Source organism: Streptomyces bugieae (genome assembly GCF_036352915.1).
GTDB lineage: Bacteria > Actinomycetota > Actinomycetes > Streptomycetales > Streptomycetaceae > Streptomyces > Streptomyces endophytica.
Genome location: NZ_JAZBJP010000013.1, coordinates 43,356 through 69,242, shown reverse-complemented (window position 1 = coordinate 69,242; position 25,887 = coordinate 43,356). Strand labels below are relative to the sequence as shown.

Annotated in this window: 25 protein-coding genes; 8 read left to right on the top strand and 17 right to left on the bottom strand. The window is 71.8% G+C overall.

Features of this window, described 5'->3' with window-relative positions:
* Positions 1-49 precede the first annotated feature (49 nt).
* Positions 50-397 (top strand): carboxymuconolactone decarboxylase family protein, encoded by a 348-nt coding sequence (locus V2J85_RS21235; RefSeq protein WP_261951784.1) that lies wholly within the window; start codon positions 50-52, stop codon positions 395-397.
* 130 nt (positions 398-527) lie between these two features.
* Here V2J85_RS21235 and V2J85_RS21230 read toward each other — a convergent pair whose 3' ends face one another.
* From V2J85_RS21230 to V2J85_RS21210, 5 genes are all read right to left on the bottom strand, one after another.
* A complete protein-coding gene (locus tag V2J85_RS21230; RefSeq protein ID WP_261951785.1) occupies positions 528-845 on the bottom strand; it encodes an antibiotic biosynthesis monooxygenase family protein in 318 nt (105 codons plus the stop codon).
* Positions 846-945: 100 nt separating this feature from the next.
* Positions 946-2,010, bottom strand: a complete 1,065-nt coding sequence (locus V2J85_RS21225; RefSeq protein ID WP_261957145.1) for a DUF2330 domain-containing protein — start codon at positions 2,008-2,010, stop codon at positions 946-948.
* 395 nt (positions 2,011-2,405) lie between these two features.
* Positions 2,406-3,914 carry a glycine betaine/L-proline transporter ProP gene (gene proP / locus V2J85_RS21220; RefSeq protein ID WP_410011153.1) on the bottom strand — a complete coding sequence of 503 codons (1,509 nt, stop codon included), beginning with the start codon at positions 3,912-3,914 and terminating at the stop codon, positions 2,406-2,408.
* Positions 3,915-4,420: 506 nt separating this feature from the next.
* Entirely contained in the window at positions 4,421-5,422 is a 1,002-nt protein-coding gene (locus V2J85_RS21215; RefSeq protein ID WP_330822459.1) for a CU044_5270 family protein, read from the bottom strand.
* Positions 5,415-5,966, bottom strand: coding sequence for an RNA polymerase sigma factor (locus V2J85_RS21210; protein ID WP_261951788.1), 552 nt, complete (start codon positions 5,964-5,966; stop codon positions 5,415-5,417). Before V2J85_RS21210 ends, V2J85_RS21215 begins: the two co-directional genes overlap by 8 nt.
* Before the next feature lie 128 nt (positions 5,967-6,094).
* On the opposite strand from V2J85_RS21210, the gene ctaD reads away from it, so the two are divergent.
* Positions 6,095-7,741 carry an aa3-type cytochrome oxidase subunit I gene (gene ctaD / locus V2J85_RS21205; RefSeq protein ID WP_474064966.1) on the top strand — a complete coding sequence of 549 codons (1,647 nt, stop codon included), beginning with the start codon at positions 6,095-6,097 and terminating at the stop codon, positions 7,739-7,741.
* The gene (locus V2J85_RS21200) at positions 7,738-8,118 is read left to right on the top strand and encodes a hypothetical protein (RefSeq protein ID WP_261951789.1); all 381 of its coding nucleotides are present in this window, start codon (positions 7,738-7,740) and stop codon (positions 8,116-8,118) included. The genes ctaD and V2J85_RS21200 overlap by 4 nt, the downstream gene beginning before the upstream one ends.
* Here the strand turns inward: V2J85_RS21200 and V2J85_RS21195 are convergent.
* From V2J85_RS21195 to V2J85_RS21180, 4 genes are all read right to left on the bottom strand, one after another.
* On the bottom strand, positions 8,108-8,824 hold the full coding sequence (locus tag V2J85_RS21195) for a hypothetical protein (RefSeq protein ID WP_330822458.1): 717 nt from the start codon (positions 8,822-8,824) through the stop codon (positions 8,108-8,110). The genes V2J85_RS21200 and V2J85_RS21195 overlap by 11 nt on opposite strands.
* Before the next feature lie 62 nt (positions 8,825-8,886).
* Positions 8,887-9,249, bottom strand: coding sequence for a DUF6114 domain-containing protein (locus tag V2J85_RS21190; RefSeq protein ID WP_261951791.1), 363 nt, complete (start codon positions 9,247-9,249; stop codon positions 8,887-8,889).
* Positions 9,240-9,860 (bottom strand): DUF6230 family protein, encoded by a 621-nt coding sequence (locus tag V2J85_RS21185; RefSeq protein WP_261951792.1) that lies wholly within the window; start codon positions 9,858-9,860, stop codon positions 9,240-9,242. The genes V2J85_RS21190 and V2J85_RS21185 overlap by 10 nt, the downstream gene beginning before the upstream one ends.
* A 251-nt stretch (positions 9,861-10,111) precedes the next feature.
* Complete coding sequence (locus V2J85_RS21180; protein WP_330822457.1) at positions 10,112-11,344, bottom strand: cytochrome P450; 1,233 nt, start codon at positions 11,342-11,344, stop codon at positions 10,112-10,114.
* Positions 11,345-11,590: 246 nt separating this feature from the next.
* Between V2J85_RS21180 and V2J85_RS21175 the strand changes: the two genes are divergently transcribed.
* Positions 11,591-12,760 carry a steroid 3-ketoacyl-CoA thiolase gene (locus V2J85_RS21175; protein ID WP_261951794.1) on the top strand — a complete coding sequence of 390 codons (1,170 nt, stop codon included), beginning with the start codon at positions 11,591-11,593 and terminating at the stop codon, positions 12,758-12,760.
* A 14-nt stretch (positions 12,761-12,774) separates the two neighbouring features.
* Here V2J85_RS21175 and V2J85_RS21170 read toward each other — a convergent pair whose 3' ends face one another.
* Genes V2J85_RS21170 through V2J85_RS21150 form a run of 5 tightly spaced genes read right to left on the bottom strand, consistent with a single transcriptional unit; the run spans position 12,775 to position 18,377 of the window.
* Positions 12,775-13,590: an ECF transporter S component gene (locus V2J85_RS21170; RefSeq protein WP_330822456.1), complete on the bottom strand. Its 816-nt coding sequence runs from the start codon at positions 13,588-13,590 to the stop codon at positions 12,775-12,777.
* Positions 13,587-15,209 carry an ABC transporter ATP-binding protein gene (locus tag V2J85_RS21165; RefSeq protein WP_261951796.1) on the bottom strand — a complete coding sequence of 541 codons (1,623 nt, stop codon included), beginning with the start codon at positions 15,207-15,209 and terminating at the stop codon, positions 13,587-13,589. The genes V2J85_RS21170 and V2J85_RS21165 overlap by 4 nt, the downstream gene beginning before the upstream one ends.
* Positions 15,206-16,372, bottom strand: coding sequence for a CbiQ family ECF transporter T component (locus V2J85_RS21160; protein ID WP_261951797.1), 1,167 nt, complete (start codon positions 16,370-16,372; stop codon positions 15,206-15,208). Before V2J85_RS21160 ends, V2J85_RS21165 begins: the two co-directional genes overlap by 4 nt.
* Positions 16,369-17,031: an SCO2322 family protein gene (locus V2J85_RS21155; protein WP_330822455.1), complete on the bottom strand. Its 663-nt coding sequence runs from the start codon at positions 17,029-17,031 to the stop codon at positions 16,369-16,371. Before V2J85_RS21155 ends, V2J85_RS21160 begins: the two co-directional genes overlap by 4 nt.
* A complete protein-coding gene (locus V2J85_RS21150) occupies positions 17,031-18,377 on the bottom strand; it encodes a prenyltransferase/squalene oxidase repeat-containing protein (RefSeq protein WP_330822454.1) in 1,347 nt (448 codons plus the stop codon). Before V2J85_RS21150 ends, V2J85_RS21155 begins: the two co-directional genes overlap by 1 nt.
* 535 nt (positions 18,378-18,912) lie before the next feature.
* Here V2J85_RS21150 and V2J85_RS21145 point away from each other — a divergent pair.
* Positions 18,913-19,320: a cytidine/deoxycytidylate deaminase family protein gene (locus tag V2J85_RS21145; protein WP_261951800.1), complete on the top strand. Its 408-nt coding sequence runs from the start codon at positions 18,913-18,915 to the stop codon at positions 19,318-19,320.
* Between the two features lie 16 nt (positions 19,321-19,336).
* Here V2J85_RS21145 and V2J85_RS21140 read toward each other — a convergent pair whose 3' ends face one another.
* Positions 19,337-20,236 (bottom strand): SAM-dependent methyltransferase, encoded by a 900-nt coding sequence (locus V2J85_RS21140; protein ID WP_261951801.1) that lies wholly within the window; start codon positions 20,234-20,236, stop codon positions 19,337-19,339.
* A gap of 176 nt (positions 20,237-20,412) precedes the next feature.
* Entirely contained in the window at positions 20,413-21,576 is a 1,164-nt protein-coding gene (locus V2J85_RS21135) for an MBL fold metallo-hydrolase (protein WP_330822453.1), read from the bottom strand.
* A 239-nt stretch (positions 21,577-21,815) separates the two neighbouring features.
* Between V2J85_RS21135 and V2J85_RS21130 the strand changes: the two genes are divergently transcribed.
* Positions 21,816-23,267 (top strand): aldehyde dehydrogenase, encoded by a 1,452-nt coding sequence (locus V2J85_RS21130; protein ID WP_330822452.1) that lies wholly within the window; start codon positions 21,816-21,818, stop codon positions 23,265-23,267.
* Positions 23,267-23,521, top strand: coding sequence for a ferredoxin (locus V2J85_RS21125; protein ID WP_330822451.1), 255 nt, complete (start codon positions 23,267-23,269; stop codon positions 23,519-23,521). Before V2J85_RS21130 ends, V2J85_RS21125 begins: the two co-directional genes overlap by 1 nt.
* Positions 23,522-23,574: 53 nt before the next feature.
* On the opposite strand, the gene V2J85_RS21120 is transcribed toward V2J85_RS21125, so the two are convergent.
* Positions 23,575-24,207 (bottom strand): TetR family transcriptional regulator, encoded by a 633-nt coding sequence (locus V2J85_RS21120; protein WP_261951805.1) that lies wholly within the window; start codon positions 24,205-24,207, stop codon positions 23,575-23,577.
* Between the two features lie 260 nt (positions 24,208-24,467).
* Between V2J85_RS21120 and V2J85_RS21115 the strand changes: the two genes are divergently transcribed.
* Positions 24,468-25,859, top strand: a complete 1,392-nt coding sequence (locus V2J85_RS21115; RefSeq protein ID WP_410011154.1) for a glycosyltransferase family 4 protein — start codon at positions 24,468-24,470, stop codon at positions 25,857-25,859.
* Positions 25,860-25,887 lie beyond the last annotated feature (28 nt).

Sequence of the window (25,887 nt, the reverse complement as noted above, 5' to 3'; positions counted from 1 at the left end):
CTGGCCTCGCGGACCGTGTGGAATTCAGAACACACGAAAGCCGCCGATCATGACTGCAGAAGCTCCTGAACAAGCCCTGGGTGCCCTGGCACATGGTGACCACCCGGTCTTCGAGCAGCTTGCCCGGATGACCATAGAGACGCTGCCCAATTCCGGCCTCGACGAGCGCACCTACCACCTCGTACGGCTGGCCGCGCTGATCGCGATGGATGCCGCGCCCGCGTCGTACCTGACCAACCTCACCGTGGCGAAAGAGGCCGGCCTGACCGTCGAAGACGCAAAGGCCGTCTGTGTGGCCATCGCGCCGATCGTCGGAAGCGCGCGAGTCGTCGACGCGGCCGGCAGCGTCCTTCGCGCGCTGGGTTTCGCCGAACTCGTTGCCGAGATGGACGCGTGACGGTGCTGGTGGCCGAGGCCTGACGAAACTTTCCGGAGCGGGGCGATACACACCGATACACGCCGATACACACCGATGCGCCCCGACCGCTCGACGAAACGGCCGGGGCGCATCACTTCATCAACCGAGGCTAGGCGGTCTTCGGCTGCGCCTGCTGTACCACCTCGAACGACCACAGGGTGGAACCGCTGGCAGCCGGCTTCGGCCGGTCGCCGCCGCCCTGATGGGCCGCCTTCATGGGGCCCTCCATCCACGCCTGGAATGACTCCTCGTCACGCCACCGCGTGTACACCAGGTAGCTGTCGGTTCCTTCGACGGGGCGGAGGAGTTCGAACCACTCGAAGCCGTCCGACCCCTCAACCGCGTGCGCGCGGGAGGCGAAGCGCTTCTCCAGGGTCTCCCGCTGCTCGGCGGGGACGGTCAGCACGTTGATCTTGACTACGCTCATGACCCCCATCGTGCCGTACGGGACCGACAAGGCGGCGTAAGGGGCGGCGGCCGGGACCGCTCGCCCGGTGGCGGGCGTCAACCGTCGGTGCCTGCGGGCGTCAATCGTCGGCGTCTGCGGGCGTCAGCCGGCGGCGTCTGCGGGCGGCGATCGTCAGGGCGAGGGCTGCGGATGCTGTCTGGAGGAGAAGGAGGGTGCCGGCGACCGTGATGAGCCAGGCCGGGATGCCGGCCACCTTCAGGAGGGCGTACTCGTATCTGACGCGTCGGTACGGGGTGTCGTGGGTGGTGCGGCGTAGTTCGTGGTCGCCGGTGATGCGGTGCGGCTGGGGGAAGGTCTGGTCGATGGCGGTGAGGAAGGTGGGGCCGCTGCCGGTGAGGGCGCGGAGGGGGCCCTCGGGGTGGATGCGGCCTGCGAAGAAGACCTCGGGGCGGGAGCCGCCGATCGTGCTGCGCGGTTCCATCCGGTGCGGTGCGAGGACGTAGAGGCCCAGGGATTGCGGGGTCGCGGCCAGGGCGGAGAGGCGCATCGGGTAGACGAGCCGGGCGCTGGTGAAGGTCAGCCGCAGCGGGTCGAGGGTGCCGGAGAGCGTGCGGTCTCGTTCGGCGGGTGCCAGGCGGATCGCGACGTACTCCCAGCGTTGGGCGACGTAGGGGCGGAGGGCGCTCGCCAGGGGGGCGGGGAGGTGGAAACCGTGTGTTTTCAGCCAGTTGCGCAGTGCGCCGGGGTCGGTGGCGGTCAGCCGGGCGACGTCGAACGGGCCCAGCCGCTCGCGGCCCACGACCCCGACTCCGGGGCGGCCCGCCGACGGTGGCGGGGCCTCCGCGGCGTCCCCGTTCTGCCCGAAGGGCCAGTCGCCGCCGTGCGGCCAGAAGTAGTGGCGCTGTGCGACGGCCGGTTCGGTCAGCGTGGCGAGGCGGTCGAAGACCGCCGGATCGCCCAGTTTCACGGTGGCCCGGTGCGGGACGGGCATGATCCACGCGGCGTCGGGGGCGGTGCCGTTCACCTGCAGGCTCATCACGATCTGCTCGGTCTTCCCGTCCCAGCGCACGACCGAGGTCTCCCGGCCCACGGCCATGGTGGTCTTCGGGTCGTGCACCATCGCCCCGCAACCACAGGCGTACGCCGGGCGCGCCAGCGACACCAGCTGGACGGCCAGCAGCATCAGGACCACCAGGAGCGCCTGCCGGTGGGTCCGCCACCGTCCGCCGGCCCGTGTCGCCGCGGCCCGTCGCGCCCGTGGCCGGATCGTCGCCAGAGCCATGTCGTCCCCCGCCCTCTTCCTGCACCGTGTCCGACCTGGGCCTCTCGCCCGGCAGGCTGCTCGCTGCCCGGCCGGTCGGCAGCCGGAGTTCGGCGTTCCGCGGTCGGCAGCGTCGACACAGACGGTGGGGAGGGGGTGGCCGGTTCCCGCCCCTCGGCGGGCGGCTGTTCCCGCACCACCGCGGCCGTACGAGCGGGAAGCCGCGGCAGGTGGCTGAGGCGAAGGGCCCGGCCGGAGGTTTCCGGCCGGGCCCTTTCCTGTTCGTGCCTGTTCACCCAGGGGGTGGGGCGGTGCGGTCAGTTCGCCGCGCCCGCCTTGGCCTTGCGGCGGGCCGCTTCGATGACCTCGTGGGCCTCGGCACCGGTCTCGACGGCCGGCGGGGAGCCCGGCAGCGGCCTGCGGGCGCTCTCCGACATCCGCCAGACGGCGATGCCGCCGATCACGGCCGCCGCCATCATGTAGTAGGCGGGCATCATCTTGTTGCCGGTCGCGCCGATCAGGGCGGTGACCACCAGCGGCGTGGTGCCGCCGAAGAGCGACACCGAGATGTTGAAGCCGATCGACAGCGAGCCGTAGCGCACCTTGGTCGGGAACAGCGCGGGCAGCGTGGCCGGCATGGTCGAGGTGAAGGTGACCAGCAGCAGCCCCAGCGCGGCCATGCCCAGCGCGATGGCGAGCAGCGACCCCTGCCGGATCAGCAGCAGCGCGGGCACCGACAGCACCAGGAAGCCGGCGCAGCCCGCGGCGATGACCGGGCGGCGGCCGAAGCGGTCGGAGAGCCGGCCCGCGAACGGCTGGACCACCATCATCAGCACCATCACCGCGAGCACGACCAGCAGACCGTGCGTCTCGTCGTACTTCAGCTCCGAGGTCAGATAGCTCGGCATGTACGACAGCAGCATGTAGTCGGTGACGTTGAAGACCAGCACCAGACCGACGCACAGCAGCATCGACCGCCACTGGCCGAAGACCATCTCGCGGATGCCGATCCGCTTCTCGGCCTCGCGGCGCGCCTTCTCCTTCGACCGCGCCTCCTTCTCCAACTGGGCGAAGGCCGGGGTCTCTTCGAGCCGCATCCGGAGGTAGAGGCCGATGATGCCCATCGGACCGGCGATCAGGAAGGGGATCCGCCAGCCCCAGGAGTTGAGGTCCTCGGTGGACAGCAGGGCGGTCATCAGCGTGACCAGGCCGGCGCCGCCGACGTAACCGGCCAGCGTGCCGAACTCCAGCCAGCTGCCCAGGAATCCGCGCTTCTTGTCGGGCGCGTACTCGGCGATGAAGGTCGAGGCGCCGCCGTATTCGCCACCGGTGGAGAAGCCCTGCACCAGGCGGGCGACGAGCAGCAGGATGGGCGCGCCGACGCCGATGGTGGCGTACGACGGGATCAGGCCGATGGCGAAGGTGCCCACCGCCATCATGATCATGGTGATCGCCAGCACCTTCTGGCGGCCGATCCGGTCACCGAGCGGCCCGAAGACCATGCCGCCGACCGGACGCACCAGGAATGCCGCCGCGAACGCGCCGAACGTCGACAGCAACTGCGCGGTCGGGTTCCCGGAGGGGAAGAAGACGTGCCCGAGAGTGACCGCGATGTAGCTGTAGACGCCGAAGTCGAACCACTCCATCGCATTGCCCAGCGCGGCCGCCGACACCGCCCGCTTGACCATCGTGGGGTCGACGACGGTCACCTTGGGTGAGGACTGCTGCGGTTCCGCGTGCCGGTCCGGTCGCTGACCGGGTGCGGCATCGGCACGACTGCCGATGGGGGGACGGGGGCCGGGTGCGACGGGAGACTGCGTCGGCACGTGTTCGCTCGCCTGCGCTCTCTGGGACGACTACAAGGAACCGCCCGCCACCGGGTGGCGGGACATGACCCGCCATGGCAGCGACGGGCAGGCCCGCCGTCGAGCGGCGGGGCAAAGGTCGACCATAGGGGCAGAACGGTTCATCACGGACAGTGCGCGGATGACCGCGCAGGCGGTCGTATACCCGCTCCTTGCAGGGGAAACTCCCTTTCGCCGAGCAATGTGCGGGACTTTCGTCTGTGATCCATCTCGCGGGGATCGGCTGCAACCGTCCGCCGATGTGTGACATGTGTCACTTGAGATGGGTGGGGTGCGCCGCACGTGAGATGTCCGGGGTGTACCGCGCCCGAGGTGTCCGTGGCGTACCGCCCGGGGCCACACGCGAAACGGCGCGGCGGCACACAGCACCGCCGCGCCGAGACGGGATCGTCGCGTCCCCTCAAGGATCGGCCATGCCGCGCCGCCCCGCCACTCGGGAGCACGCCCGCCCCGTCACGCCCGCCCCGTCACGGCAGCCACGCCTCGTAGGACATCACCTGTCCCGCCTTCACCTTGAAGTCCGGTTGGTCCGTGGTGAAGGTCTCCTCCAGGCCGAGCAGTTCGCCGGTCCGCGGGTCGAGGATCACCATCTGCCGCAGGCCCGCGCCGTCGTGCACATACGCCTCACCGCGGCGCCCCAGCCGGTCGGTGACCGAGCCGACCGGACGCAGTCCCCCGGCATCCGCCAGCATCCGTACGACGGCGGCCGTTTCGCGCGGGCCCGGCGTCCACTCCCCGCGGAACGAGGAGAGCGCCTGCAGGAGGGGGGAGACGCTGCGGGTGCCGCCCGCCCCGCCGTACAGCCACCCCAGCTCCGCGCGCAGCTTCGCCGGGTCCGTCGGCGGCCGCGTGCGCGAGGCCAGGCCGCCGTGCTGCGCCTCCGAGCCCGCCGGGTAGGTCCTGCGGTGCAGGACCTTGCCGTCGCTGACGGTCCGCCAGTGGCCGTCGTCGTCATGGATGACCGGTCGGCCCGGATGCCGGGGGTCGGTGGCCACGACCAGTTCGGAGCCGCTGCCGTCCGCGTTCCACCGGGTGATGCGTTCTTCCGGCACGGTAACGGGCGGCGCGGCGTCCGGGCCCTCCTGCATGCTCAGGTACCAGCTCTGCACATGGCTGCCCCGGTGCGGCCCGTCCCCCGGTGCGGCCGCCCGGGCCCTGGCCTCCGCCCTCCGCGCGAGCTCGGCCAGCGGGACCGGCCGGGTGTCGGCGTGCGGGACGAGCGGCCCGGGCGCCGCGACCGCCGGGCTGCTGCCGGCGTCGGACAGCAGGAAGCACACCACCGCCACCAGCGCCAGCACCGCCGCCTCCGCGCGCAGCATCAGCCGACGCCCGGCCCGCCGGGTCCGCGTGTGGTGCAGCAGACGGATGAGGCCCGCCTCGGCGCGGGCGTCCAGAGGGCGGTCCCGCCAGCGGCCCGCGCCGGCCGGTGCGGGATCGGCCGCGCGCAGCAGCTCCAGTTCGTCACCCATTGCGGCCCCCATTGCCGTCGTCTCCTGCTCGTGCGGACACCGTCGTCCGCGTACGGTCGATCTCCGCGCGCAGGCGGCGGCGCGCCCGGTGCAGCCGCATGGCCGCCGCGCTGTGGCTGCATCCGAGGGTCACCGCCAGTTCCTCGACGGTCAGTTCCTCCCAGGCGGTCAGCCGCAGCACCTCCTGGTCGGCGGGCGAGAGCCGGGCCAGCGCCTCGTGCACCCAGGAGCCGGGCCGCTCGGCGTCCGGACTCTCCACGGTCTGCCGCCGGTGCGCCGCCTCGTGGTTGCCGAGTCGGTTCAGCAGTCGCCGGTAGCGGCCGAGCCCGCGCACCGTATTGGCCAGGCAGTTGCGGGCCACTCCGTAGAGCCAGGGCAGCGGGGATTCGGGGAGCTCGGTGCGGCGCCGCCAGGCTATGGAGAAGACCTCCGCCACCACTTCCTCGACCTCGTGTGCCTGCCCGTCCAGCCGTCGCGCCACGAAGCGGCTGACCGCCCAGTAGTGCGCGCGATAGGCCTCGGCGAAGGCGTCGTCCGTGCTCATGAACCGTTGGTGTCCGGCATGGCCCCGATCTTCACACCCGCACCGGGTGACACATCCCACCCCCTCGGCCCGGGTTCACCCGCCCTGTTGGCGGTGACGACGGAGGCGGTCCCGGACACCTACGGGGCATGAAGCTCCCCGTGAAGTGGCTGACGACCACTGACCACAAGACGATCGGCACGCTCTATCTGGTCACCGCCTTCGCGTTCTTCTGCGTCGGCGGGCTGCTGGCGCTGGTCATGCGCGCCGAACTGGCCCGGCCGGGCCACCAGATCATGTCGAACGAGCAGTTCAACCAGGCGTTCACGATGCACGGCACGATCATGCTGCTGATGTTCGCGACGCCGCTGTTCGCCGGTTTCGCGAACTGGATCATGCCGTTGCAGATCGGCGCGCCCGATGTCGCCTTTCCCCGGCTGAACATGTTCGCGTACTGGCTCTACCTCTTCGGCTCGCTCATCGCGGTGGGCGGGTTCCTGACCCCGCAAGGGGCGGCGGACTTCGGGTGGTTCGCCTATGCGCCGCTCTCGGACGCGGTGCATTCCCCCGGAATCGGCGGTGATATGTGGATCATGGGCCTGGCCTTCTCGGGCTTCGGCACGATTCTGGGTGCGGTCAACTTCATCACGACCATCCTCTGCATGCGTGCGCCCGGCATGACGATGTTCCGGATGCCGATCTTCACCTGGAACGTGCTGCTGACCGGTGTATTGGTCCTGCTGGCCTTCCCGGTGCTCGCGGCGGCGCTGTTCGCGCTGGAGGTGGACCGTAAATTCGGTGCGCATGTCTTCGACGCCGCGAACGGCGGTGCGTTCCTCTGGCAGCACCTCTTCTGGTTCTTCGGGCATCCGGAGGTGTACATCATCGCGCTGCCGTTCTTCGGCATCATTTCCGAGGTCATTCCGGTGTTCTCCCGGAAGCCGATGTTCGGTTACATCGGTCTGATCGCGGCGACGATTTCGATCGCCGGCCTTTCGGTCACGGTGTGGGCGCACCACATGTACGTCACCGGCGGTGTGCTGCTGCCGTTCTTCTCCTTCATGACGTTCCTGATCGCCGTTCCGACCGGTGTGAAGTTCTTCAACTGGATCGGCACGATGTGGAAGGGCTCGCTGTCCTTCGAGACGCCGATGCTCTGGGCGGTCGGCTTCCTGATCACCTTCGTCTTCGGTGGTCTGACCGGTGTCATCCTGGCCTCGCCGCCGATGGACTTCCACATCTCCGACACGTACTTCGTCGTGGCGCATTTCCACTACGTGGTCTTCGGAACGGTCGTCTTCGCGATGTTCTCCGGCTTCCACTTCTGGTGGCCGAAGTTCACCGGCAAGATGCTGGACGAGCGGCTCGGGAAGATCACGTTCTGGACGCTGTTCGTGGGCTTCCACGGCACGTTCCTCGTCCAGCACTGGCTCGGTGCCGAGGGCATGATCCGCCGTATTCCGGACTATCTCGCGGCCGATGGATTCACCACCCTGAACACCGTCTCCAGCATCTTCTCCTTCCTCCTCGGCCTGTCGATCCTGCCGTTTCTCTACAACGTCTGGAAGACCGCCAAGTACGGCAAGAAGGTCGAGGTCGACGACCCGTGGGGATACGGCCGTTCGCTGGAATGGGCCACGTCCTGCCCGCCGCCGCGGCACAACTTCCTCACCCTGCCCCGCATTCGCTCCGAATCGCCGGCATTCGATCTGCACCACCCGGAGATCGCCCGGGAACTCACGGGTGCCAGGGATGACGAGGACCGGTCCGGTACCGGAATCGAGGCCCGGGCATGAGCGAGCGCATCCGCACCGGCGAGGAAAGGACCCGGGAGAGCGAACGGGATCTGGACCGGGCCGTCAACGAAATCGAGGGCTTTCTGCTCTGGGAGGCGGAGAAGGACCGCGCCCGTACCCGCGCGGAGGCCTTCTGCGCGGGACTGCCCTGGCTCACCGACACCCAGCGGCAGGAAGTGGCGGTCCGCTATTGCCAGGACCAGCACGAGACCTCGCGGGCCTATCTGCAACGTATTGCGGTCCGCAGCGCGAGTCTGCGGACCGAATACGAGGGTGTCTACCGGGTCCTTCGGCGACGGCTGGTCACCGCCTGCGTGAGCGCCACGGCGGTGGCGGTGGCCCTGGTGACGGTGGTGGCCGCCGGCCTCACCCGGTGACGGTGATCTGGGACGCCGGATCGGTGGTGTCGCGCACCTGATAGCCGGCGTTGAACGTCGAACTCGTCGCGCTGGTCGGGCAGCCGAACCCGCCCACCACCTTCACCGGCACCGACGCGTTGGTGAAGGTCAGGGTGGACGGCGCCCCGTTGGTCCAGGTGCCGTTGACGGTGGCCGCCGCGGTGGGTGCCGCGGTCACCGTGCAGGACGCCAGACCGCTGGTCCTGAGCACGAACCCGCCCGAGGGGATGGTCAGCCCGGCGGTCGCCGGTGTCCCGTTCTGCATGGCCACGCCCCAGGTGCCGGTCGTGGTGACGGTCGCGCTCACCCCGGGCATGCTCGTCGTACAGGAGCCGTAGGTCGCCGGGGTGGTCGAACTGCTCACCGGCCCGGCGTCGTCGTGGTTGCCGGGCGCGGCCGGGACCTGGCCGCTGGAGGTAGAGGTCGTGCAGGTCACGGTCACCGACCCGGCGGTGAAGGTGGCCTTGCCGCTGAGGGTGGCGGTGAAGGCGTGGCCGGCGGGGCTGACGGTCGTGGCGGCGGCGGTCCCGGCCGGCTGCGCCATCGCCGGACCGGTCACCCCCGCCGACAGGCCGACCGCCGCGGCGATCCCGGTACCGGCGACGACCAACGCCCGCCTACGGGAGGTGCGGAAGGCAACGGAGCTACGGGGCCGGGCGGATATGGGGTCCTGGGCATGCGTCATGGAGGGGTTCCTTCCAGAGGGGGTTCCAGAGGGGGGCGTTCCACAGGGGTTCCGCACGGGAGTTACGGCGACGGCGGTTCCGCCGCCTCGGTCGGCTGCCAGGCGAAGATCATCGAGCCGCCGAGGATCCCGATGACCGTGCCGATCAGGAAGCCGCCCAGGTTGGACATCACCAGCGCGGCCGCCGCACACAGGACGGTGAGCACCCCCGCGAGACCCCGGTAGTGCGGTGCGAACCACGCGGAGAGTCCCATCAGGATCATCACCAGTCCCATCAGGACGGACGGGATGCCGGCGATGCCCTGTTGGAGCATGATCTTCAGAGGTGCCAGAGGGATGGCGCAGATCTCGGCGCCGGCGACGACGGCCGCCAGACCGCCCCAGAAGGGCCGTCCCGTGCGCCAGCGCCGCCAGGTCAGAAGCATTCCTTCGCGCCCTTGGAGATCTTCATGTGCAGGCCGGAGAGCTTGAAGGTGCCGGCGTTGGTCGCCCAGGCGGTCTGCCGGAGGTTCGTGATGCTGACGTCGTCGGCCTGCTGGGCGAAGAGGTCCTGCATGCCCTGCGCGCTGTCCGGGCCCTTGTCCAGCGTGGAGGCGTCCCGGCCGATCTCGATGGCGTGGAAGGACGCGTTGCCGGAGAGCTGGGTGGCGTCCACGAACAGATTGCTGGCCTCGACGGGCGTACTGCCCGTTCCGGCGCTGAGGTTGAGCGAGATGTCCCCGATGACGGGCAGGTGGGTGACCACCGACTGACAGAGGTTGTGCAGTTGGGCGGTCTTGATGGCGGTGACCGCGACCGGCAGGAGATCTCCCCTGGCGTTCGCGTCCACGCTGCCGTACTGGGCGAATCCGTCGCCCTTGAGGCTGTCGGCGGACACCTTGAACTGCTGTCCCGATACGGCGAACGAGGCGGCCAGCGCCCCGTTGGCCAGGGCGATGCCCAGGGCCGCGGTGCCGGCGAGGGCCGGGACGGCCAGCACGGCGAACTTCCGCCAGCTGGTGCGTCCCGTGACGGGTCTGCCTTGCGCGTCCTGCATGGTGTGGGTCCCCTTCGTCAGAGCGGTGGAGCACGCTGTCGCGACATGTGGGGGGAGCGGTGCGTGGAGGTGCGCAGGGGAACCGGGCGGCGCGTGAGGGGGAAAGCCGGGTTACCCGCGGTTACTTACTCGCGAGTTCGAATGTAGGACCGCCCCTGACGACTGGCAAGGTTGAGCGGCAAACCGTTTTCGGACATATCACGGCGCCCGGTGGTCCCTGTCGACCACCGGGCGCCGCACGAAGCAACGGCTCAGCCGTACCGCACCTGGAGTTCCTTCACGCCGTTGAGCCAGGCCGAGCGCAGCCGCCGGGGATCGCCCGCCAGCGAGATGTCCGGCATGGCGTCCGCGATGGCCTGGAAGATCAGGTTGATCTCCAGTACGGCCAGCGACTTGCCGAGGCAGAAGTGCGGTCCGCCGCCCCCGAAGCCCAGGTGGGGGTTGGGGTCGCGGGTGATGTCGAAGACCTCGGGGTGGTCGAAGGCCTCCGGGTCGTTGTTCGCGGACGAGTAGAAGATCCCGACCCGCTGGCCCTTCTTGATCCGTGCGCCGCCCAGTTCGGTGTCCTGGGTGGCGGTGCGCTGGAAGGACACCACCGGGGTGGCCCAGCGCACGATCTCCTCGGCGGCGGTGGCCGGGCGTTCGCGCTTGTAGAGCTCCCACTGGCCGGGGTGGGTGAGGAAGGCGTGCATGCCGTGCGTGATGGCGTTGCGGGTGGTCTCGTTGCCGGCCACCGCCAGCAGCAGCACGAAGAAGCCGAACTCGTCGGAGCCGAGGTTCCCCTCGTCCTCCGCCGCCACCAACTGGCTGACGATGTCCTTGGCCGGGCACTCCTTGCGCGCCGCGGCCAGGTTCATCGCGTACGAGATCAGCTCCATGGCCGCGTTGGAGCCGACCTCTTCGGTGATGGCCAGTTCGGGATCGTCGTAGGCCACCATCTTGTTGGACCAGTCGAAGATGCGGGCCCGGTCGTCCTGGGGGATGCCGATGAGTTCGGCGATGGCCTGGAGGGGGAGCTCGCAGGCGACGTCGGTGACGAAGTCCCCCGAGCCGTTCTCCCGGGCCTGGGCGACGATGTGCCCGGCCCGCCGGCGCAGCGCGTCCTCCAGCGCCCGGATGGAGCGCGGGGTGAATCCGCGCTGCACGATCTGGCGGACCCGGGTGTGCTCGGGCGGGTCCATGTTCAGCATGATCAGCTTCTGGACGTCGATCTGTTCCCGGGTCATCGAGGCGTTGAACCGGATGATCGAGGTGTTGAGGTTCGCGGAGAAGACCTCCGGTTTGGTGGAGACCTCCTTGACGTCCTGATGGCGGGTGACGACCCAGTAGCCGTCGTCGTCGAAGCCGGCGATGCCGTGCGGCTGGGCGTTCCACCACACGGGCGCGGTCTGCCGCAGCTGCGCGAACTCGGGGAGCGGGACGCGGGACCGGTAGACGTCGGGATCGGTGAAGTCGAACCCCTCGGGCAGCGCTGGGCAGGGCATCGGCGACTCCTGGTCCGTGGGCCATCGTTCTTCTGACGGGGCATCAGGTGTGGGGTCGCGGTGAAGGTAGTAACGAGTTCTATAAGTGGCAAGGGTCTCGGCGATTCCCGTTCCGGACAAGGGGGTTGCATGCCTCTTGCGCGCCGGGTGGCGGCTCACGAGACTGTTCGCAGAACTAGAACGCGTACTAGTTCTGTTCCGTGGGTGTCGGGACGCCCGCGGACGCGAGGAGAGGACGAGTCAGTCATGGCCGCGGAACCCGTCATCGTCGAAGCAGTACGCACCCCGATCGGCAGGCGCCAGGGCGCGCTCGCCAACCTCCACCCCGCCTACCTCCTGGGGGAGACCTACCGCGAACTGCTCGCCCGTACGGGCATCCAGCCCGACTGCGTCGAACAGATCGTCGGCGGCACCGTCACCCACGCTGGCGAACAGTCGATGAACCCGGCCCGCAACGCCTGGCTGACCATGGGCCTCCCCTACGAGACCGCCGCGACCACCGTGGACTGCCAGTGCGGCTCGTCCCAGCAGGCCAACCACCTGGTCGCCAACATGATCGCCGGCGGAGTGATCGACGTCGGCATCGGCTGCGGCGTCGAGGCGATGTCCCGGGTACCGCTCGGCAGCGGCTCCAAGCACGGTCCCGGAAAGCCCTGGCCCGACGAGTGGAACGTCGATCTGCCCAACCAGTTCGAGGCCGCCGAACGCATCGCCCGCCACCGGGGACTCACCCGCGAGAACGTCGACTCCCTCGGACTGATCTCCCAGGAACGCGCGGCCACCGCCTGGGCCGAGGAACGCTTCAAACGCGAGACGTTCGCCGTCCAGGTCCCCACCACCGAGGACGAACAGGCCGCGGGAGGGGGCATGTGGCGGCTGGTCGACCGCGACGAGGGCCTGCGCGACACCAGCATGGAGGCGCTGGCCGGCCTCAAGCCCGTCATGCCGACCGCCGTCCACACAGCCGGCAACTCCTCACAGATCTCCGACGGGGCCGCCGCCATCATGTGGGCCTCCAAGCGGATGGCCCGCGCCCTCAAGCTCCGGCCGCGCGCCCGCATCGTCGCCCAGGCACTGGTCGGCTCCGACCCGCACTTCCACCTCGACGGCCCGATCGACGCCACCCGCGCGGTGCTCGGCAAGGCCGGGATGTCCCTCAAGGACATCGACCTCGTCGAGATCAACGAGGCCTTCGCCTCCGTCGTGCTCTCCTGGGCCCAGGTCTTCGACCAGGACCTCGCGAAGGTCAACGTGAACGGCGGCGCCATCGCCCTGGGCCACCCCGTCGGCGCCACCGGCGCCCGGCTCATCACCACCGCCCTGCACGAACTGGAACGCGCGGACAAGGAGTTCGCGCTGATCACCATGTGCGCGGGCGGAGCACTGGCGACGGCGACGATCATCCAGCGGCTGTAGTCACCCCTGGCGAGCTACCCCTGGTCGAACGCGACCGGGACGTCGAAGGCGGCGCGGCGGGTGGCCCGGCGCAGGGCCTTGAGGACGGCCCCGCCCAGCGTGACGGTGAGGACCACGGTGACCAGGGCACGGGGGAGGTCCCAGCCGAGGGAGGTGGCGAGGCAGTAGGCCACGTAGCGGGCGAGGTTCTGGTCCAGCGGATCGCCCGGTACGAAGGAGACGCCCGAGGCCATGCCCGCGATGTACGGCCAGCCCTGGAGGTTCATGACCAGGCCGTACAGCACCGCGGAGACGGCACCGTAGGCGGCCAGCAGCGCCAACTCGCGGCGTCCGCGCAGCCGGTCGGCCCCCGGCAGCAGACCGGCGCCCATCGACACCCAGCCCATCGTCAGCATCTGGAACGGCATCCAGGGGCCGACGCCGCCGGTCAGCAGCGCCGAGGCGAACATCGCCACGGAACCCAGCACGAAGCCGAAGCCGGGCCCGAGCACCCGGCCCGCCAGCACCATCAGGAAGAACATCGGCTCGACCCCGGCCGTCCCCGCGCCCAGCGGACGCAGCGCGGCCCCGGCCGCGGCCAGCACACCGAGCATGGCGATCGCCTTCGCGTCCAGGCCGACGTCGGCGATCGTCGCCACCACCACGGCGAGCAGCATCGGCAGCAGCGCCGCGAACAGCCACGGCGCGTCCTTGGAATGGGCGAGCCCGGACGCGGAGTCGGCCAGCAGCGGCCAGCCGAACGCCATCATGCCGATCGCCGACACCAGGGCCAGCGCGGCGACGGAGCGGGGCCCGAGCCGCACCGCACGGGCCTGCCGGCCGGCCGTCATACGGCGCCCTCCAGGGCACCGGCCACCTGCGGAACGGTCAGCCAGGGCAGCGGTGCCAGCACCTTCGCGACCTGCGGGGCGAACGACGGCGACGAGACCACCACCTCGTCGGTGGGCCCGTCGGCGACCACCTCACCGTCCGCGAGGATCACCACCCGGTGCGCCAACTCGGCGGCGAGCTCCACGTCATGGGTCGCCAGGACGATGGCGTGCCCCTCGGCCGCGAGCCCGCGCAGCACCTCGACCAGGCGGGCCTTGGCGGCGTAGTCCAGGCCGCGGGTGGGCTCGTCGAGCAGGAGCAGCGGAGGCCGGGCGGTCAGCACGACCGCGAGGGCGAGCGCGAGCCGCTGGCCCTCCGACAGGTCCCGGGGATGAACGGAATCCGGCACACCGGGCAGCAACCGCGCGACCAGCGCCCGGCAGCTGCCCGCGGGGGCGGCCGCGTCCCGGTCGGCCGCGGCGCACTCGGCGGCGACGGTGTCCGCGTAGAGGAGGTCACGGGGCTCCTGCGGCACCAGGCCGACCTGCCGCAACAGCTCCCGCGGACCGGTCCGGTGCGGAACGACGCCGCCCACCCGCACCGCGCCGGACGACGGCTGGTGCATCCCGACGAGGGTGGACAGGAGCGTGGACTTCCCCGCGCCGTTCCGCCCCATCAGGGCGACGGTCTCGCCGCGCCGGACGGACAGGTCCACCCGGTGCAGCGCCTCGATCCGCCCCCGGCGTACACCGAGCCCGGTGACCTCCGCGACCGCCGCGGCCTCCGCGGTCCGCGCGGCGTCCACCGGCCGTGGTGGTGTGACGGTTTCCAGTCGCGCCCGCAGTGGAGCGGCCTTGCGGCGGGCGTCCCGTACGGACAGCGGGAGCGGGGACCAGCCGGCGAGCTTGCCCAGGCCCACCACCGGGGGATGGACCGGGGAGACCGCCATGACGTCGGACGGTGCGCCCATGACCGGCGGCGCACCGGGCGCGGGGAGCAGGATGACCTGGTCGGCGTACTGGATCACGCGCTCCAGCCGGTGTTCGGCCAGCAGGACCGTGGTCCCCAGATCGTGCACCAGACGCTGGAGGACGGAGAGCACCTCTTCGGCCGCGGCCGGGTCCAGGGCCGACGTCGGCTCGTCCAGGACCAGGACCTTGGGGTGGGTGGTGAGCACCGAACCGATCGCCACCCGTTGCCGCTGACCGCCCGAGAGGGTGGTCAGGGCCCGGTCCCGCAGCTCGGCCAGGCCCAGCAGGTCGAGGGTCTCCTCGACCCGGCGGCGCATCACGTCCGGAGCGAGCCCCAGCGACTCCATGCCGTAGGCGAGCTCGTCCTCGACGGTGTCGGTGACGAAGTGCGCCAGCGGGTCCTGGCCCACCGTCCCGACCACATCGGCCAGTTCGCGCGGCTTGTGGGTGCGGGTGTCACGGCCGTCGACGGTGACCCGGCCGCGCAGCGTCCCCCCGGTGAAATGCGGCACCAGCCCGCAGACGGCGTTCAGCACCGTCGACTTGCCGACGCCGGAGGGACCGACCAGGAGGCACAGCTCACCCTCCGGGACGGTCAGGTCCACGCCCTGGACGGCAGGTGCGGCGGCGTCCCCGTAGGTGACGGAGACCTGCTCGAACCGGATCACTGGCTGGGCTCCTTCTGGGCGGTCTTGGCGGTTCTGGTGGCCCTGGTGGTGGCCGGGTCCGCGGCCGGGGCGGTGGCGCCGGCAGGGGCCGGGGCCGGGGCCACGACGGCCGGGAGGAGGCCGACGAGGAGGGAAGCGGCCGGCCAGAGCGGCAGGACCGGGGCGGTGAGCGGGAAGGCGGGCGGGTGGAGGGCGGCGGGGGCGTAGCCGCCGGCCCAGATCGTCAGGGCCGCGACGGCGATGCCGGAACCCGCCACCAAGCAGGCGCGCGGGCCCCACCGTTCGGGGCGGTAACGGGTGCGCACGGAACGGCGGCCGCCCAGCCACAGCCCGGCCAGCGCCGCCGCCAGCCCGGCCAGGAGGAGGGGCAGCCCGTAGCCGGCCCCGGTGTCACCGAGCAGGCCGTAGGTGCCCGCGCAGACGCCCAGCAGCCCGCCGAGGGTGAGGGCGGAGGTGGTGTGCCGTACGGCACGCGGGACACGGGCGCTGCGGCCGTAACCCCGGGCGTCCATGGCCGCGGCCAGCGCCACCGAACGCTCCAACGCGCCCTCCAGCACCGGCAGTCCGACCTGGAGCAGCGCCTTGAAGCCCCGGTCGGGCCGGCCGCGCAGCCGGCGGGCGGCCCGGAGCCGCTGGACGTCGGCGACCAGGTTCGGGGCGAAGGTCATCGCCACGACCACGGCGACGCCCGCCTCGTACAGCGCACCGGGCAGCGACTTCAGCAACCGGGACGGGTTGGCCAGCGCGTTCGCGGCGCCGACGCAGATCAGCAGGGCGGCCAGCTTCAGCCCGTCGTAGAGGGCGAAGAGCATGCCCTCCGCGGTGACCCGGCCACCGATCCGGACGCCCTCGGCCCAGTCCGGAAGCGGCACTTCGGGAAGCGTGACGAGCGTGTGGCTACCCGGGATCGGCGAGCCGAGGACGAACGCGAAGACCAGCCGGATGCCGATCACCAGCAGACCCAGCTTCACGAACGCGCCGTACGAGCGGGCCCACGGCGCGTCCGTACGCCGCACCGCGACGACGTACCCGGCCACTCCCACCAGCAGCCCGAGCAGCAGCGGATTGGTGGTCCGGGAGGCCGCGGTGGCCAGTCCGAGCGCCCACAGCCACCATGCGCCGGCGTGCAGCGCGGTGGTACGGGTCGCCTGCGGGGCGCTCATCCGCGCCGGCGGCGCGCCTGCCACCCGGCCGCCGCACCGAGGACGAGGACGGCCGCACCGCCGCCGAGCAGACCGGCGGACGGCCCGCCGTCGGCGTCGTGAGCCCGGTCGGCCTCCGTGGCCTTGCCGGCACCGGAACCGGCGCCTCCACCCGCGTCCTTCACCTGGTCCGCGCACCCCGACTTCGGGTAGCCGGCGATCCCGCACAGCAGCGCGTCGGAGTCGTAGCGCAGCGGCCGGGCGACCGCCGCCAGGGCCTCACCGGCCGAGGCGTCCGCGGGCACCTGGGCACAGGCGGTCCGCGCCTTCGGCGGCCGCTCACCGCCCGGGGCGTCCGCGGCGGTGCCGAAGTCGATGACGATGCCGATCCGCTTGCGGCCGTCCTTGGCGGGCGTCGTACCGCAGACGGCGTCGAAGTCCGCGGCGGTACGCGGCTTTCCGGCCGCGGCGGAGTCCGCGCTGACGGTGAAGCGGAAGCCCTCGATCGCGCCGTCGGCCGGCCGCAGGGTGGCCGGCCCCTCCGTGGCGTACGCCCAGGAGCCGTCCTTGCCGCCGCCGTTCCAGAACGACCAGTAGCGGTACTCCTGCGCCTGGGCGGGGGCGGCCGCCAGACCGGTGAGGGTGCCGGCCAGCAGCACCGCCTGGAGTGCCCGGCGCATCAGAGGCCGTTCTTCCCGCGGTTCCTGCGGCCGCTCAGCAGGAAGCCGATGCCGGCACCGATGGCCAGGCCGACGGCGACGACCCACACGACGCCCATGCCCCCGCCCTTGCCGTCGTCGCTCTTCGCGTCCTTCCCGGACGTCTCGGCCCCGGCGGACACCGCGGCCGGCTTCGGGCCGGTGGCGTTCAGGGCGGACACCAGGTCGGTGCCGCCGAACGCGCGCGGGTCGGTGCCGGTGGCGTGCGCGGCGAGCACCAACTGTGCGTACGCGGCCGGGCCGTTCTGCCGGGCCCAGCCGGCGGCGTTCTTCTCCAGCCACGCGAGCGGCCGCTGCGCGGCGGAGCGGTGGCCACCGGCCGCCAGCGCCACCACGGCATCGGCGGTGTTGCCGACGTCCGGCTGCTCCTTCGCACCCGGCATCGTCGACATCAGATGCTGTCCGTTCCTGCCGAGCTGATCGACGAGGTAGGCGGCGCCGCCGTCCGCGGCCCGCGCCCGGCCGTCCGCCCCCGCCTGCTTGCCCTTGCCGGCGCCGTTCTCCATGCCGTTCTTGCAGGTCAGCGGCTTGACGGGAGTATCGGCGGCGCCGTTTGCGGGGGCGACGACGAAGCCCTTGCCGAGCGCGCCGGTCGCGGCGGCCGCGGTGGCGTCGGCGTTCGGCGCCGCGTCCTTGAGCTGGAAGGTGAACGCACCGCGCCCCTCCTCCTTGGCGTCGCAGCCCAGCCGGAAGGTGAGCAGCCCGTCGTAAGGGGTCTTGCCGCCCTTCTTCGACGTGACCGACTCCGGCTTGTGATCGGCCGCCGCCAGCGCGCCGATGACCACCGAGGTGGAGTTGGCGTCGCTGGGCGAACCGGGCATCGAGCTCCAGCCACCGTCGTCGTTCTGCACCGACTTCAGCCAGTCCACGGCCTTCGTCACGGTCTTGCCGTGCCCACCGAGCGCGGCCAGCGCCTGCACCGCGGCGGCCGTCTGGTTGGTGTCCCGCATCGTCTTGGCGTCACACGCCTTGCCCGGGTCGGCCCGGAACGCGGTGTACGAGCCGTCCGCGCACTGCTGCCCGACCAGCCAGTCCACCGCCGGGGCCGCGGGCCGCACGCCCACCGTGTGCTGCGCCAGCAGCGCGAGCGACTGCCGCCAGACGCCGTCGTACTGCGGGTCCTTGGTGCCGTACAGCCCGGCGGGCAGCTTCTGCGGGGACGGGGAAGGGCCGGCGGCGGACGCGGCGGGGGCAGCGGCCGCGCCCAGGACCACCGCGGCCGCCAGCGCCGTGGCGGCGCGGCGCGCCAGGAAGGCGACGGGGTGCGTCGAAGGGGCCTGGTGAGCCATGGAAGCCATGGGAGCCATCGGGTCGGTGCCTCTCGGGTCGGGTCGCGGCGGTGCACGCAGCCGCGCTCGGCCCACCACCCGCGCTCCGATCCTGCGATCGGGCGCGGTGGCACCGGGCTCGGCTCCGTATACCTCGACGGTGCCGCGCACCGGCCGTCCGCACGTGGCGGTACCGGTGGCGCGAGCCTTGGCCGTGCCCCATCGGGTGCTCCGACTCGTCCGGCCGGATCGCCGCACGAGGAGCGACCGGCCGTCCTCACGGATGGGGGTGCCCCCGGGCTCGAGCGAAGCCGAGAGCTTGGGGGAGGGTCAGCGCCGGATTTACACCGGCTTCCCCCGATCGGGTACGGATGACGTTGTCCCGCACACCTTAACCGGCCCCCGGCCGGGGGCCGCGGGCGCGGGGAGGGCACTGCGGCCGGCGGGGTGCGCCCTCGGGGGCGTCGGCCCGCCGGGGCCCCGCGGTCGGCAGGCGCACCTGCGATATTCACTTGCGCGCCCTCGTGCCTCGGGTCAGCGTCGCAGGTCACGTGACCAGGCAGAGAAGGCGAGCATGCAGACCCACCACGTCGACCACGAACTCATCCAGGCCGCGGCCCACGTCGCTCGTACCCGCTGCCGGGGCGACAACCACACCATGGCGGCCGCGGCCCGCGCCCGGGACGGCCGGATCGTCACCTCGGTGAACGCCTACCACTTCACCGGAGGCCCCTGCGCCGAGCTCGTCCTCATCGGCACGGCAGCCGCCCAGGGCGCCTACGAGCTGGACACGATCGTCGCCGTGGGCGACCGCGACCGGGGGGTCGTTCCCCCGTGCGGCCGGTGCCGCCAGGTCCTGCTCGACTACTTTCCCGCCCTTGAGGTCATCGTCGGCGAAGGCGACCGCGTCCGAGCCGTCCCCCTCACCGACTTGCTGCCCGAGACCTACGTCTGGGCCGACCACCAGCTCGACGCCGAGTAGCCCGCGCCGCTCGGCACTAGACGGACGGGACCTCGTCGCGGCCGCGTACGGCGACGACGAAGGCGCCACGGCCGTCCGTCCCGTCGGTGCCCGCCCCGTCCGGCCGGTCGCCCAGGACCCGTCCGTACGACGCCGCGACCGTCTCGCGGGCGTGGATGCGCGGCTGCCAGCCGTGCCGGCCCAGCCAGTCGGCGGCCGGTTCGTCGAGGCCGCCCTTCCACAGCGCGCTGATCTCGCGCATCGACGGCAGGGTACGGCCATCGGCCATCATCGCGCTGGTGCGGAAGTCCTCCGAGCCGGGGAAGGCGAGGCGGCTGCCCGGGGCGGACTGCTCGCCGAGGGTGGTCAGCAGCCGGGCGGCTTCCCCGGCCGACAGGTAGACCAGCAGCCCCTCGACGAGCCAGGCCGTCGGCTCGTCCGGCGCGAAACCGGCGGCCCGCAGCGGTGCGGTCCAGTCCGTGCGGAGGTCGGCGGCGACGGCGGTACGCGCACACCGCGGCCGGGCGCCCTGCTCGGCCAGCACCCGCTCCTTGAAGGCCAGCACCTCCGGCAGGTCGACCTCGTAGAGGCGTACGCCGTCGGGCCACGGCAACCGGTGGGCGCGGGTGTCGAGGCCGGCGGCGAGGATCACGACCTGGCGCAGGGCGTGTTGGGTGGTGGCCGTGGTCAGGTAGTCGTCGAAGAAGCGGGTGCGCAGCACGACGTGCCGGAACAACCCGCGGTAGAACGCCTCCCGCTGGGGGGCGGGCACCTCCGCGTCGTCAGTCCGCGCGGCCGCGGCGGGCCGGGGCGGGGCGGCGGCCACGAAGCCCGCGGCGTACGGGTCGTCGAAGAGCCGGTCCGGGCGGGCGCTTTCGGTCGCACGGATCCGGGCTACACCGAGTGCGGTGGCGGCGACGCCGCGCAACTCGCCCATGAGGGGCCTCCGGAGGCTGAGGAAAAGAGGAAGGAGGAAAGGGGGAAGGGGAAATGGGGGTGCGGTGAGCAGGGTGGGTGGTGGCGGCCTGAGCCTACCGCGATTTGGTTGCCCGAGGCTACTTAATTTCCCGCCGTGGCCTTGCCGTGGCCTTGCCGTGGCTCCACCGGCACCGCCTACGGGTTCAGTTGCACCGCCTGATAGCGCGCCGGACCGTCCGTCGCCCGCTCCACCCGCTCCACCTGTCCCAGCTTCACCAGGCGGCGCAGATGGGCCTCGGCCTCCGAGACCGCGATGTTCCGTGACGCGAACGGGATGTGCTCCCACGGACGGTTCCACTCCATGCGGACGGCGAGTTCCCAGGGGGTCAGGGGTTCGCGGAGCAGTGCTCGCAGTCCGGAGAGCCGCTCTTCATGGTGGGCGATGAGCTCGCGTACGCGTCCGCCGGCATCGGTGAAGGCGTGCTGATGCGCGGGCAGGACCTCGGCGGGCGCGAGGCGGGCGACGCGTTCGAGGGAGTCGAGGTAGTCGCCCAGGGGGTCGGTGGCGCCCCCCGGGCTCTCCCCTTCGTTGGAGCGGGTGGGACCCCCGTCGCCGTCCGGTTCCTCGTACAGGCCGATGTGCGGGGTGATGCCGGGGAGGAGGTGGTCGCCGGAGAACAGCCGCCCGAAGCCGGGCCGTTGTCCGCCTGCGCCTCCGCCTCCGTCTCCGCCCCTGCCCGTCTCGCCGTCCTGTCGCGGGCCGGCCGCCGGGTGCTCCTCCTCCAGGTGCAGGCACACATGGCCCGGTGTGTGGCCCGGCGTCCAGATGGCGCGCAGCCGGCGGCCCGGCAGGTCGAGCAGCTCGCCCGGGGCGATGTCGCGGTCCGGCAGCGCGACCTCCCGGCCCGGCGGTCGGTGGCCGCTCCTCCGCTTGGCGTGTGCCTCCCGCAGCCGGGCCACGTGCGCGTCCGGTGCGCCCGCGGTGGAGAGCTTGGTGATCAGGTAGTCGAGCCACTCTCCTGGTACGGCCGCGCGGGTGCGGCGTACGACGGCGGTGTCCGCGGCGTGCATCGCGATCCAGGCGCCGGACGCCTCCCGCACCTTGGCGGACAGGCCGTGGTGATCGGGGTGGTGATGGGTGATCAAGATGCCGTGGAGATCGGTGAGGGCGAAACCGCAGGCGGTCACGCCGGCCACCAAGGTGTCCCAGGAGTCCGGGTCGTCCCATCCGGTGTCGATCAGCACCGGCCCGCGGTCGGTCTCCAGGAGGTGGACGAGGGTGTGGCCGAGCGGATTGTCCGGGATGGGGACGGCGATGCTCCACACCCCGCCCTTGTGGTCGATCACCTGCGCGCCCATCGCGGACCCCTCTCGTCGAAACCGCCCTCACTATAACTAGAACGGGTTTCAAGTGAGGGATTAAGTGTCCGCCGCCATGGGGGAGTTGGCGGGGCCCGGATTCGGTCGGCGCCGTGGACTCCTCCCACTGGAACTGGTAACAGTTCCTGATACGCAGCGTGTCTGACGAACCGTCAGCAAACGTGGCGTAGTAGCGCCATCGTTCGTCCACAGCAGCTCATCGTCGGGAGGCGGCAGCCATGAGCGACCTCGTCGAGCACGGAAAGCTCTACATAGGCGGTGCGTTGGTCGATCCGGCCGGCCGGGACACGATCGAGGTCGTCTCACCGCACACCGAGCAGGTCATCGGCCGGGTCCCGCACGCCTCGCGGGCCGATGTCGACCGTGCGGTGGCCGCGGCCCGCACCTCCTTCGCGTCCGGGGTGTGGGCGAACGCCCCGCTCGCGGACCGGATCGCGGTGGTGACTCGTATCAAGGACGCCTTCGCGGCGCGCAGCGAGGAGATCGCCAGGGTCATCAGCTCGCAGAACGGCACCCCGTTCACCTCGGGCGTCATGGTGCAGTCGCTGGCCTCGGTGCTGGCCTGGGACGCGGCGCTCACGGTGGCCCGGGACTTCCCGTTCGAGGAGCGGCGGGCCGGGGTGCTGGGGCCGATCCTCGTACGGCGGGAACCGGCCGGGGTGGTGGCGGCCGTGGTGCCGTGGAACGTGCCGCAGTTCACCGCCGCCGCCAAGCTCGCTCCGGCGCTGCTGGCCGGCTGTTCGGTGGTGCTGAAGGTGTCGCCGGAGACCCCGCTGGACGCGTACCTCCTCGCGGAGATCGCGACCGCGGCCGGGCTGCCGGAGGGGGTGCTCTCGATCCTGCCGGCGGACCGTGAGGTGAGCGAGTACCTCGTCGGGCATCCGGGCGTGGACAAGGTGTCGTTCACCGGGTCGGTGGCGGCGGGCAAGCGGGTCATGGAGGTCGCGGCCCGGAACCTCAGCCGGGTCACGCTGGAGCTGGGCGGCAAGTCGGCGGCGGTGATCCTGCCGGACGCCGATCTGGACGCGGCGGTGGCCGGCATCGTGCCGTTCGCCTGGATGATCAACGGGCAGGCGTGCGTGGCGCAGACCCGGATCCTCGCGCCGCGCAGCCACTACGACGAGATCGCCGAGCGCTTCACCGCGGCGGCGTCCGCGCTCACCGTGGGCGACCCGCTGGATCCGGCCACCGAGGTCGGCCCGTTGGTCGCCCGCCGGCAGCAGCAGCGCTCGCTGGACTACATCGCGCTCGGCCAGAAGGAAGGCGCCAAGGTCCTCACCGGCGGCGGCCGTCCGAAGGGGCAGACCACCGGCTGGTACGTCGAGCCGACGCTCTTCGGCGAGGTCGGCAACGGCATGCGGATCGCCCGGGAGGAGATCTTCGGGCCGGTGATCTGCCTGCTGCCGTACGAGGACGAGGCGGAGGCGGTGCGGATCGCCAACGACTCCGACTACGGGCTGTCCGGCTCGGTGTGGACGGGCGATGTCGAGCACGGCGTCGACGTGGCGCGGCGGGTGCGGACCGGTACGTACTCGGTCAACACGTTCAGCATCGACATGCTCGGGCCGTTCGGCGGCTACAAGAACTCCGGGATCGGGCGGGAGTTCGGGCCCGAGGGGTTCGGCGAGTATCTGGAGCACAAGATGATCCACCTGCCGGCGGGTGCGTGATGGCGGACGCGGAGGGGCGGACGGCGGAACGGTGGCGGGTGGCGGTCGACCGGGGCGTGTGCATCGGGTCGGGGATGTGTGTCGGCGCGGCCCCGGACGGGTTCCGGCTGGACACCGCGCGGCAGTCCCACCCGGTGGCGACGGAGACGGAGGCCGGCGAGCGCGTACTGGCGGCGGCCGAGGGGTGCCCCGTGGAGGCGATCACGCTCACCGTGGTGGACAGCGGGGCGGCGGTCTTCCCTCCGGAGGAGTGAGGGGGCCTTCAGGGGCCAGAGGGCAAAGTCCAAAGGCCACGGGGAGGCGCCCCCTAGCCCCCCGCCCCCGGTGACGTCACGTCGATCAGGCGGCAGACCGTTTCGATGTCGATCTTGACCTGGGCGATCGAGGCGCGGCCGGAGAGCCAGGTGATCAGGGCCGAGTGCCAGGTGTGCTCGATGACGCGGACCGCGGAGAGCTGTTCGGGGGTGGGCGGGCCGTCCAGGCGCATCGCGTCGAGGATGATCGCCGTGGTCAGCCGGGAGACCGTGTCGACCTCGGGGCTCACCGAGCGGTCGGCGAAGGTCAGCGCGCGGACCATGGCGTCCGCGAGGTGCGGTTCGCGCTGCAGGGCGCGGAACGCCCGCATCAGGGTCTGGGCGACCCGGGCGCCCGGTTCCGGCTCGGCCGGCGGGCGCTTGCGCAGCGTCTCGTGCATGTGCTGGAGCTGGTCCTGCATGGTGGCGACCAGCAGGTGCACCTTGGACGGGAAGTAGCGGTAGAGCGTGCCGAGCGCGACGCCCGAGGACTCGGCGACCTCGCGCATCTGTACGGCGTCGAAGCCGCCACGGGAGGCCAGTTTGGCGCTGGTGTGCAGGATGCGGCGGCGCCGGGCCTCCTGACGCTCGGTCAGGGGAGGACTCGCGGGAAGCGCCGGCCTGGCTGCCTTGGATTCCGTAGTCATTGTTCCCATTCCATGGCTGTTCCGTGGCCGTCCGTGGCGTTCTGTCCGCGATGTGATGAGTGCCGCTGCCGCGACCGGCACAGCATGGCAGGGGGTCGGGTGGTGGCGCGAATCACCTGGTGCGGCTCTTTTCGCATCGTTCTCGGCCGGTAGATTCGAAGCTCGGTGAACTGATCAGTAGCCCAGCAGTTCTGAAACTTGTTCTAGATTACCGCCAGCGGTTACGCTCCGGCGAAAGTCCAGTGAGAAGGGGGCCGAGCGTGACCGCAGAGGCCGTTCAGGCAGCCGCGCCTCGCCCTGCCGGGGGCTCCTCGGCCGCCGCCCCGAGCGACCCGGGAAGCCTGGAGCGCGCCGCGATCACCACCTCACAGGACCACGGGCGCCCCCTGCGCATCGCGATGCTCACGTACAAGGGGAACCCGTTCTGCGGCGGCCAGGGCGTCTACGTACGCCACCTCTCACGCGAGCTGGCCCGGCTCGGCCACAGCGTCGAGGTGATCGGCGCCCAGCCCTATCCGGTCCTCGACGAGGGCGTGCGGCTGACCGAGCTGGCGAGCCTGGACCTCTACCGCCAGCCGGACCCGTTCCGCACGCCGAAGCGCGGCGAGTACCGCGACTGGATCGACGCCCTCGAGGTGGGCACGATGTGGACCGGCGGCTTCCCCGAACCGCTGACCTTCTCGCTGCGCGCCCGGCGGCATCTCGCCGCCCGCGCCGGCCAGTTCGACGTCGTCCACGACAACCAGACCCTCGGCTACGGCCTGCTCGGCGGCCCCGGCGCGCTCGGCGCCCCGCTGGTCACCACGATCCATCACCCCATCACCGTCGACCGCCGGCTCGACCTGGCCGCCGCCACCGACTGGAAGCGCCGCGCCTCGGTCCGCCGCTGGTACGGCTTCACCCGGATGCAGAAGCGGGTCGCCCGCCGGCTGCCGTCCGTGCTGACCGTCTCCGGCTCGTCCCGCCAGGAGATCGTCGACGACCTCGGGGTCCGCCCCGAGCGGATCCATGTGGTCCCCATCGGCGCCGACACCGACCTCTTCTCGCCGGACGCGTCCGTCCCCGAGGTGCCGGGCCGGATCGTCACCACCTCCAGCGCCGACGTCCCCCTCAAGGGTCTGGTCCACCTCGTCGAGGCGCTCGCCAAGGTACGCACCGAGAACCCCGACGCCCATCTGGTGGTCGTCGGCAAGCGCGCCGACGACGGACCGGTCGCCGCCGCCATCGAACGGCTCGGACTGGCCGGCGCCATCGAGTTCGTCAAGGGCATCAGCGACCCCGAACTCGTCGACCTCGTGCGCAGTGCCCAGATCGCCTGTGTGCCCTCCCTCTACGAGGGGTTCTCGCTGCCCGCCGCCGAGGCGATGGCCACCGGCACCCCGCTGCTCGCCACCACCGGCGGCGCCATCCCGGAGGTCGCCGGGCCGGACGGCGAGACGTGTCTGGCGGTGCCGCCGGGCGACGCAGGCGCGCTGGCGGACGGTCTGCTGCGGCTCCTCGGCGACCCGGAGCTGCGCCGCCGGCTGGGCACGGCCGGCCGGGAGCGGGTGCTGGCCCGCTTCACCTGGCGCCAGGCCGCCCTCGGCACCGCCGAGCGCTACCGCGAGGCCATCGCCCTCCAGGGCAGCCGGTCCGCCGCCGCCCGCAGATAGCTCCGTCACCTCCCGGCGCCGCCTCCCG

Bases quoted from the DNA above. Each gene is read 5' to 3' on its own strand.
- V2J85_RS21120 (WP_261951805.1), bottom strand. From the start codon at position 24,207: ATGACTACGGAATCCAAGGCAGCCAGGCCGGCGCTTCCCGCGAGTCCT.
- V2J85_RS21215 (WP_330822459.1), bottom strand. From the start codon at position 5,422: ATGGGTGACGAACTGGAGCTGCTGCGCGCGGCCGATCCCGCACCGGCC.
- V2J85_RS21140 (WP_261951801.1), bottom strand. From the start codon at position 20,236: ATGGGCGAGTTGCGCGGCGTCGCCGCCACCGCACTCGGTGTAGCCCGG.
- V2J85_RS21155 (WP_330822455.1), bottom strand. From the start codon at position 17,031: ATGCGCCGGGCACTCCAGGCGGTGCTGCTGGCCGGCACCCTCACCGGT.
- V2J85_RS21225 (WP_261957145.1), bottom strand. From the start codon at position 2,010: ATGCTGCTGGCCGTCCAGCTGGTGTCGCTGGCGCGCCCGGCGTACGCC.
- V2J85_RS21185 (WP_261951792.1), bottom strand. From the start codon at position 9,860: ATGCAGGACGCGCAAGGCAGACCCGTCACGGGACGCACCAGCTGGCGG.
- V2J85_RS21125 (WP_330822451.1), top strand. From the start codon at position 23,267: ATGGCGGACGCGGAGGGGCGGACGGCGGAACGGTGGCGGGTGGCGGTC.
- V2J85_RS21160 (WP_261951797.1), bottom strand. From the start codon at position 16,372: ATGAGCGCCCCGCAGGCGACCCGTACCACCGCGCTGCACGCCGGCGCA.
- ctaD (WP_474064966.1), top strand. From the start codon at position 6,095: ATGAAGCTCCCCGTGAAGTGGCTGACGACCACTGACCACAAGACGATC.
- V2J85_RS21230 (WP_261951785.1), bottom strand. From the start codon at position 845: ATGAGCGTAGTCAAGATCAACGTGCTGACCGTCCCCGCCGAGCAGCGG.
- V2J85_RS21235 (WP_261951784.1), top strand. From the start codon at position 50: ATGACTGCAGAAGCTCCTGAACAAGCCCTGGGTGCCCTGGCACATGGT.
- V2J85_RS21195 (WP_330822458.1), bottom strand. From the start codon at position 8,824: ATGACGCATGCCCAGGACCCCATATCCGCCCGGCCCCGTAGCTCCGTT.
- V2J85_RS21150 (WP_330822454.1), bottom strand. From the start codon at position 18,377: ATGGCTCCCATGGCTTCCATGGCTCACCAGGCCCCTTCGACGCACCCC.
- V2J85_RS21135 (WP_330822453.1), bottom strand. From the start codon at position 21,576: ATGGGCGCGCAGGTGATCGACCACAAGGGCGGGGTGTGGAGCATCGCC.
- V2J85_RS21180 (WP_330822457.1), bottom strand. From the start codon at position 11,344: ATGCCCTGCCCAGCGCTGCCCGAGGGGTTCGACTTCACCGATCCCGAC.
- V2J85_RS21190 (WP_261951791.1), bottom strand. From the start codon at position 9,249: ATGCTTCTGACCTGGCGGCGCTGGCGCACGGGACGGCCCTTCTGGGGC.
- V2J85_RS21170 (WP_330822456.1), bottom strand. From the start codon at position 13,590: ATGACGGCCGGCCGGCAGGCCCGTGCGGTGCGGCTCGGGCCCCGCTCC.
- V2J85_RS21200 (WP_261951789.1), top strand. From the start codon at position 7,738: ATGAGCGAGCGCATCCGCACCGGCGAGGAAAGGACCCGGGAGAGCGAA.
- V2J85_RS21145 (WP_261951800.1), top strand. From the start codon at position 18,913: ATGCAGACCCACCACGTCGACCACGAACTCATCCAGGCCGCGGCCCAC.
- V2J85_RS21175 (WP_261951794.1), top strand. From the start codon at position 11,591: ATGGCCGCGGAACCCGTCATCGTCGAAGCAGTACGCACCCCGATCGGC.
- V2J85_RS21210 (WP_261951788.1), bottom strand. From the start codon at position 5,966: ATGAGCACGGACGACGCCTTCGCCGAGGCCTATCGCGCGCACTACTGG.
- V2J85_RS21130 (WP_330822452.1), top strand. From the start codon at position 21,816: ATGAGCGACCTCGTCGAGCACGGAAAGCTCTACATAGGCGGTGCGTTG.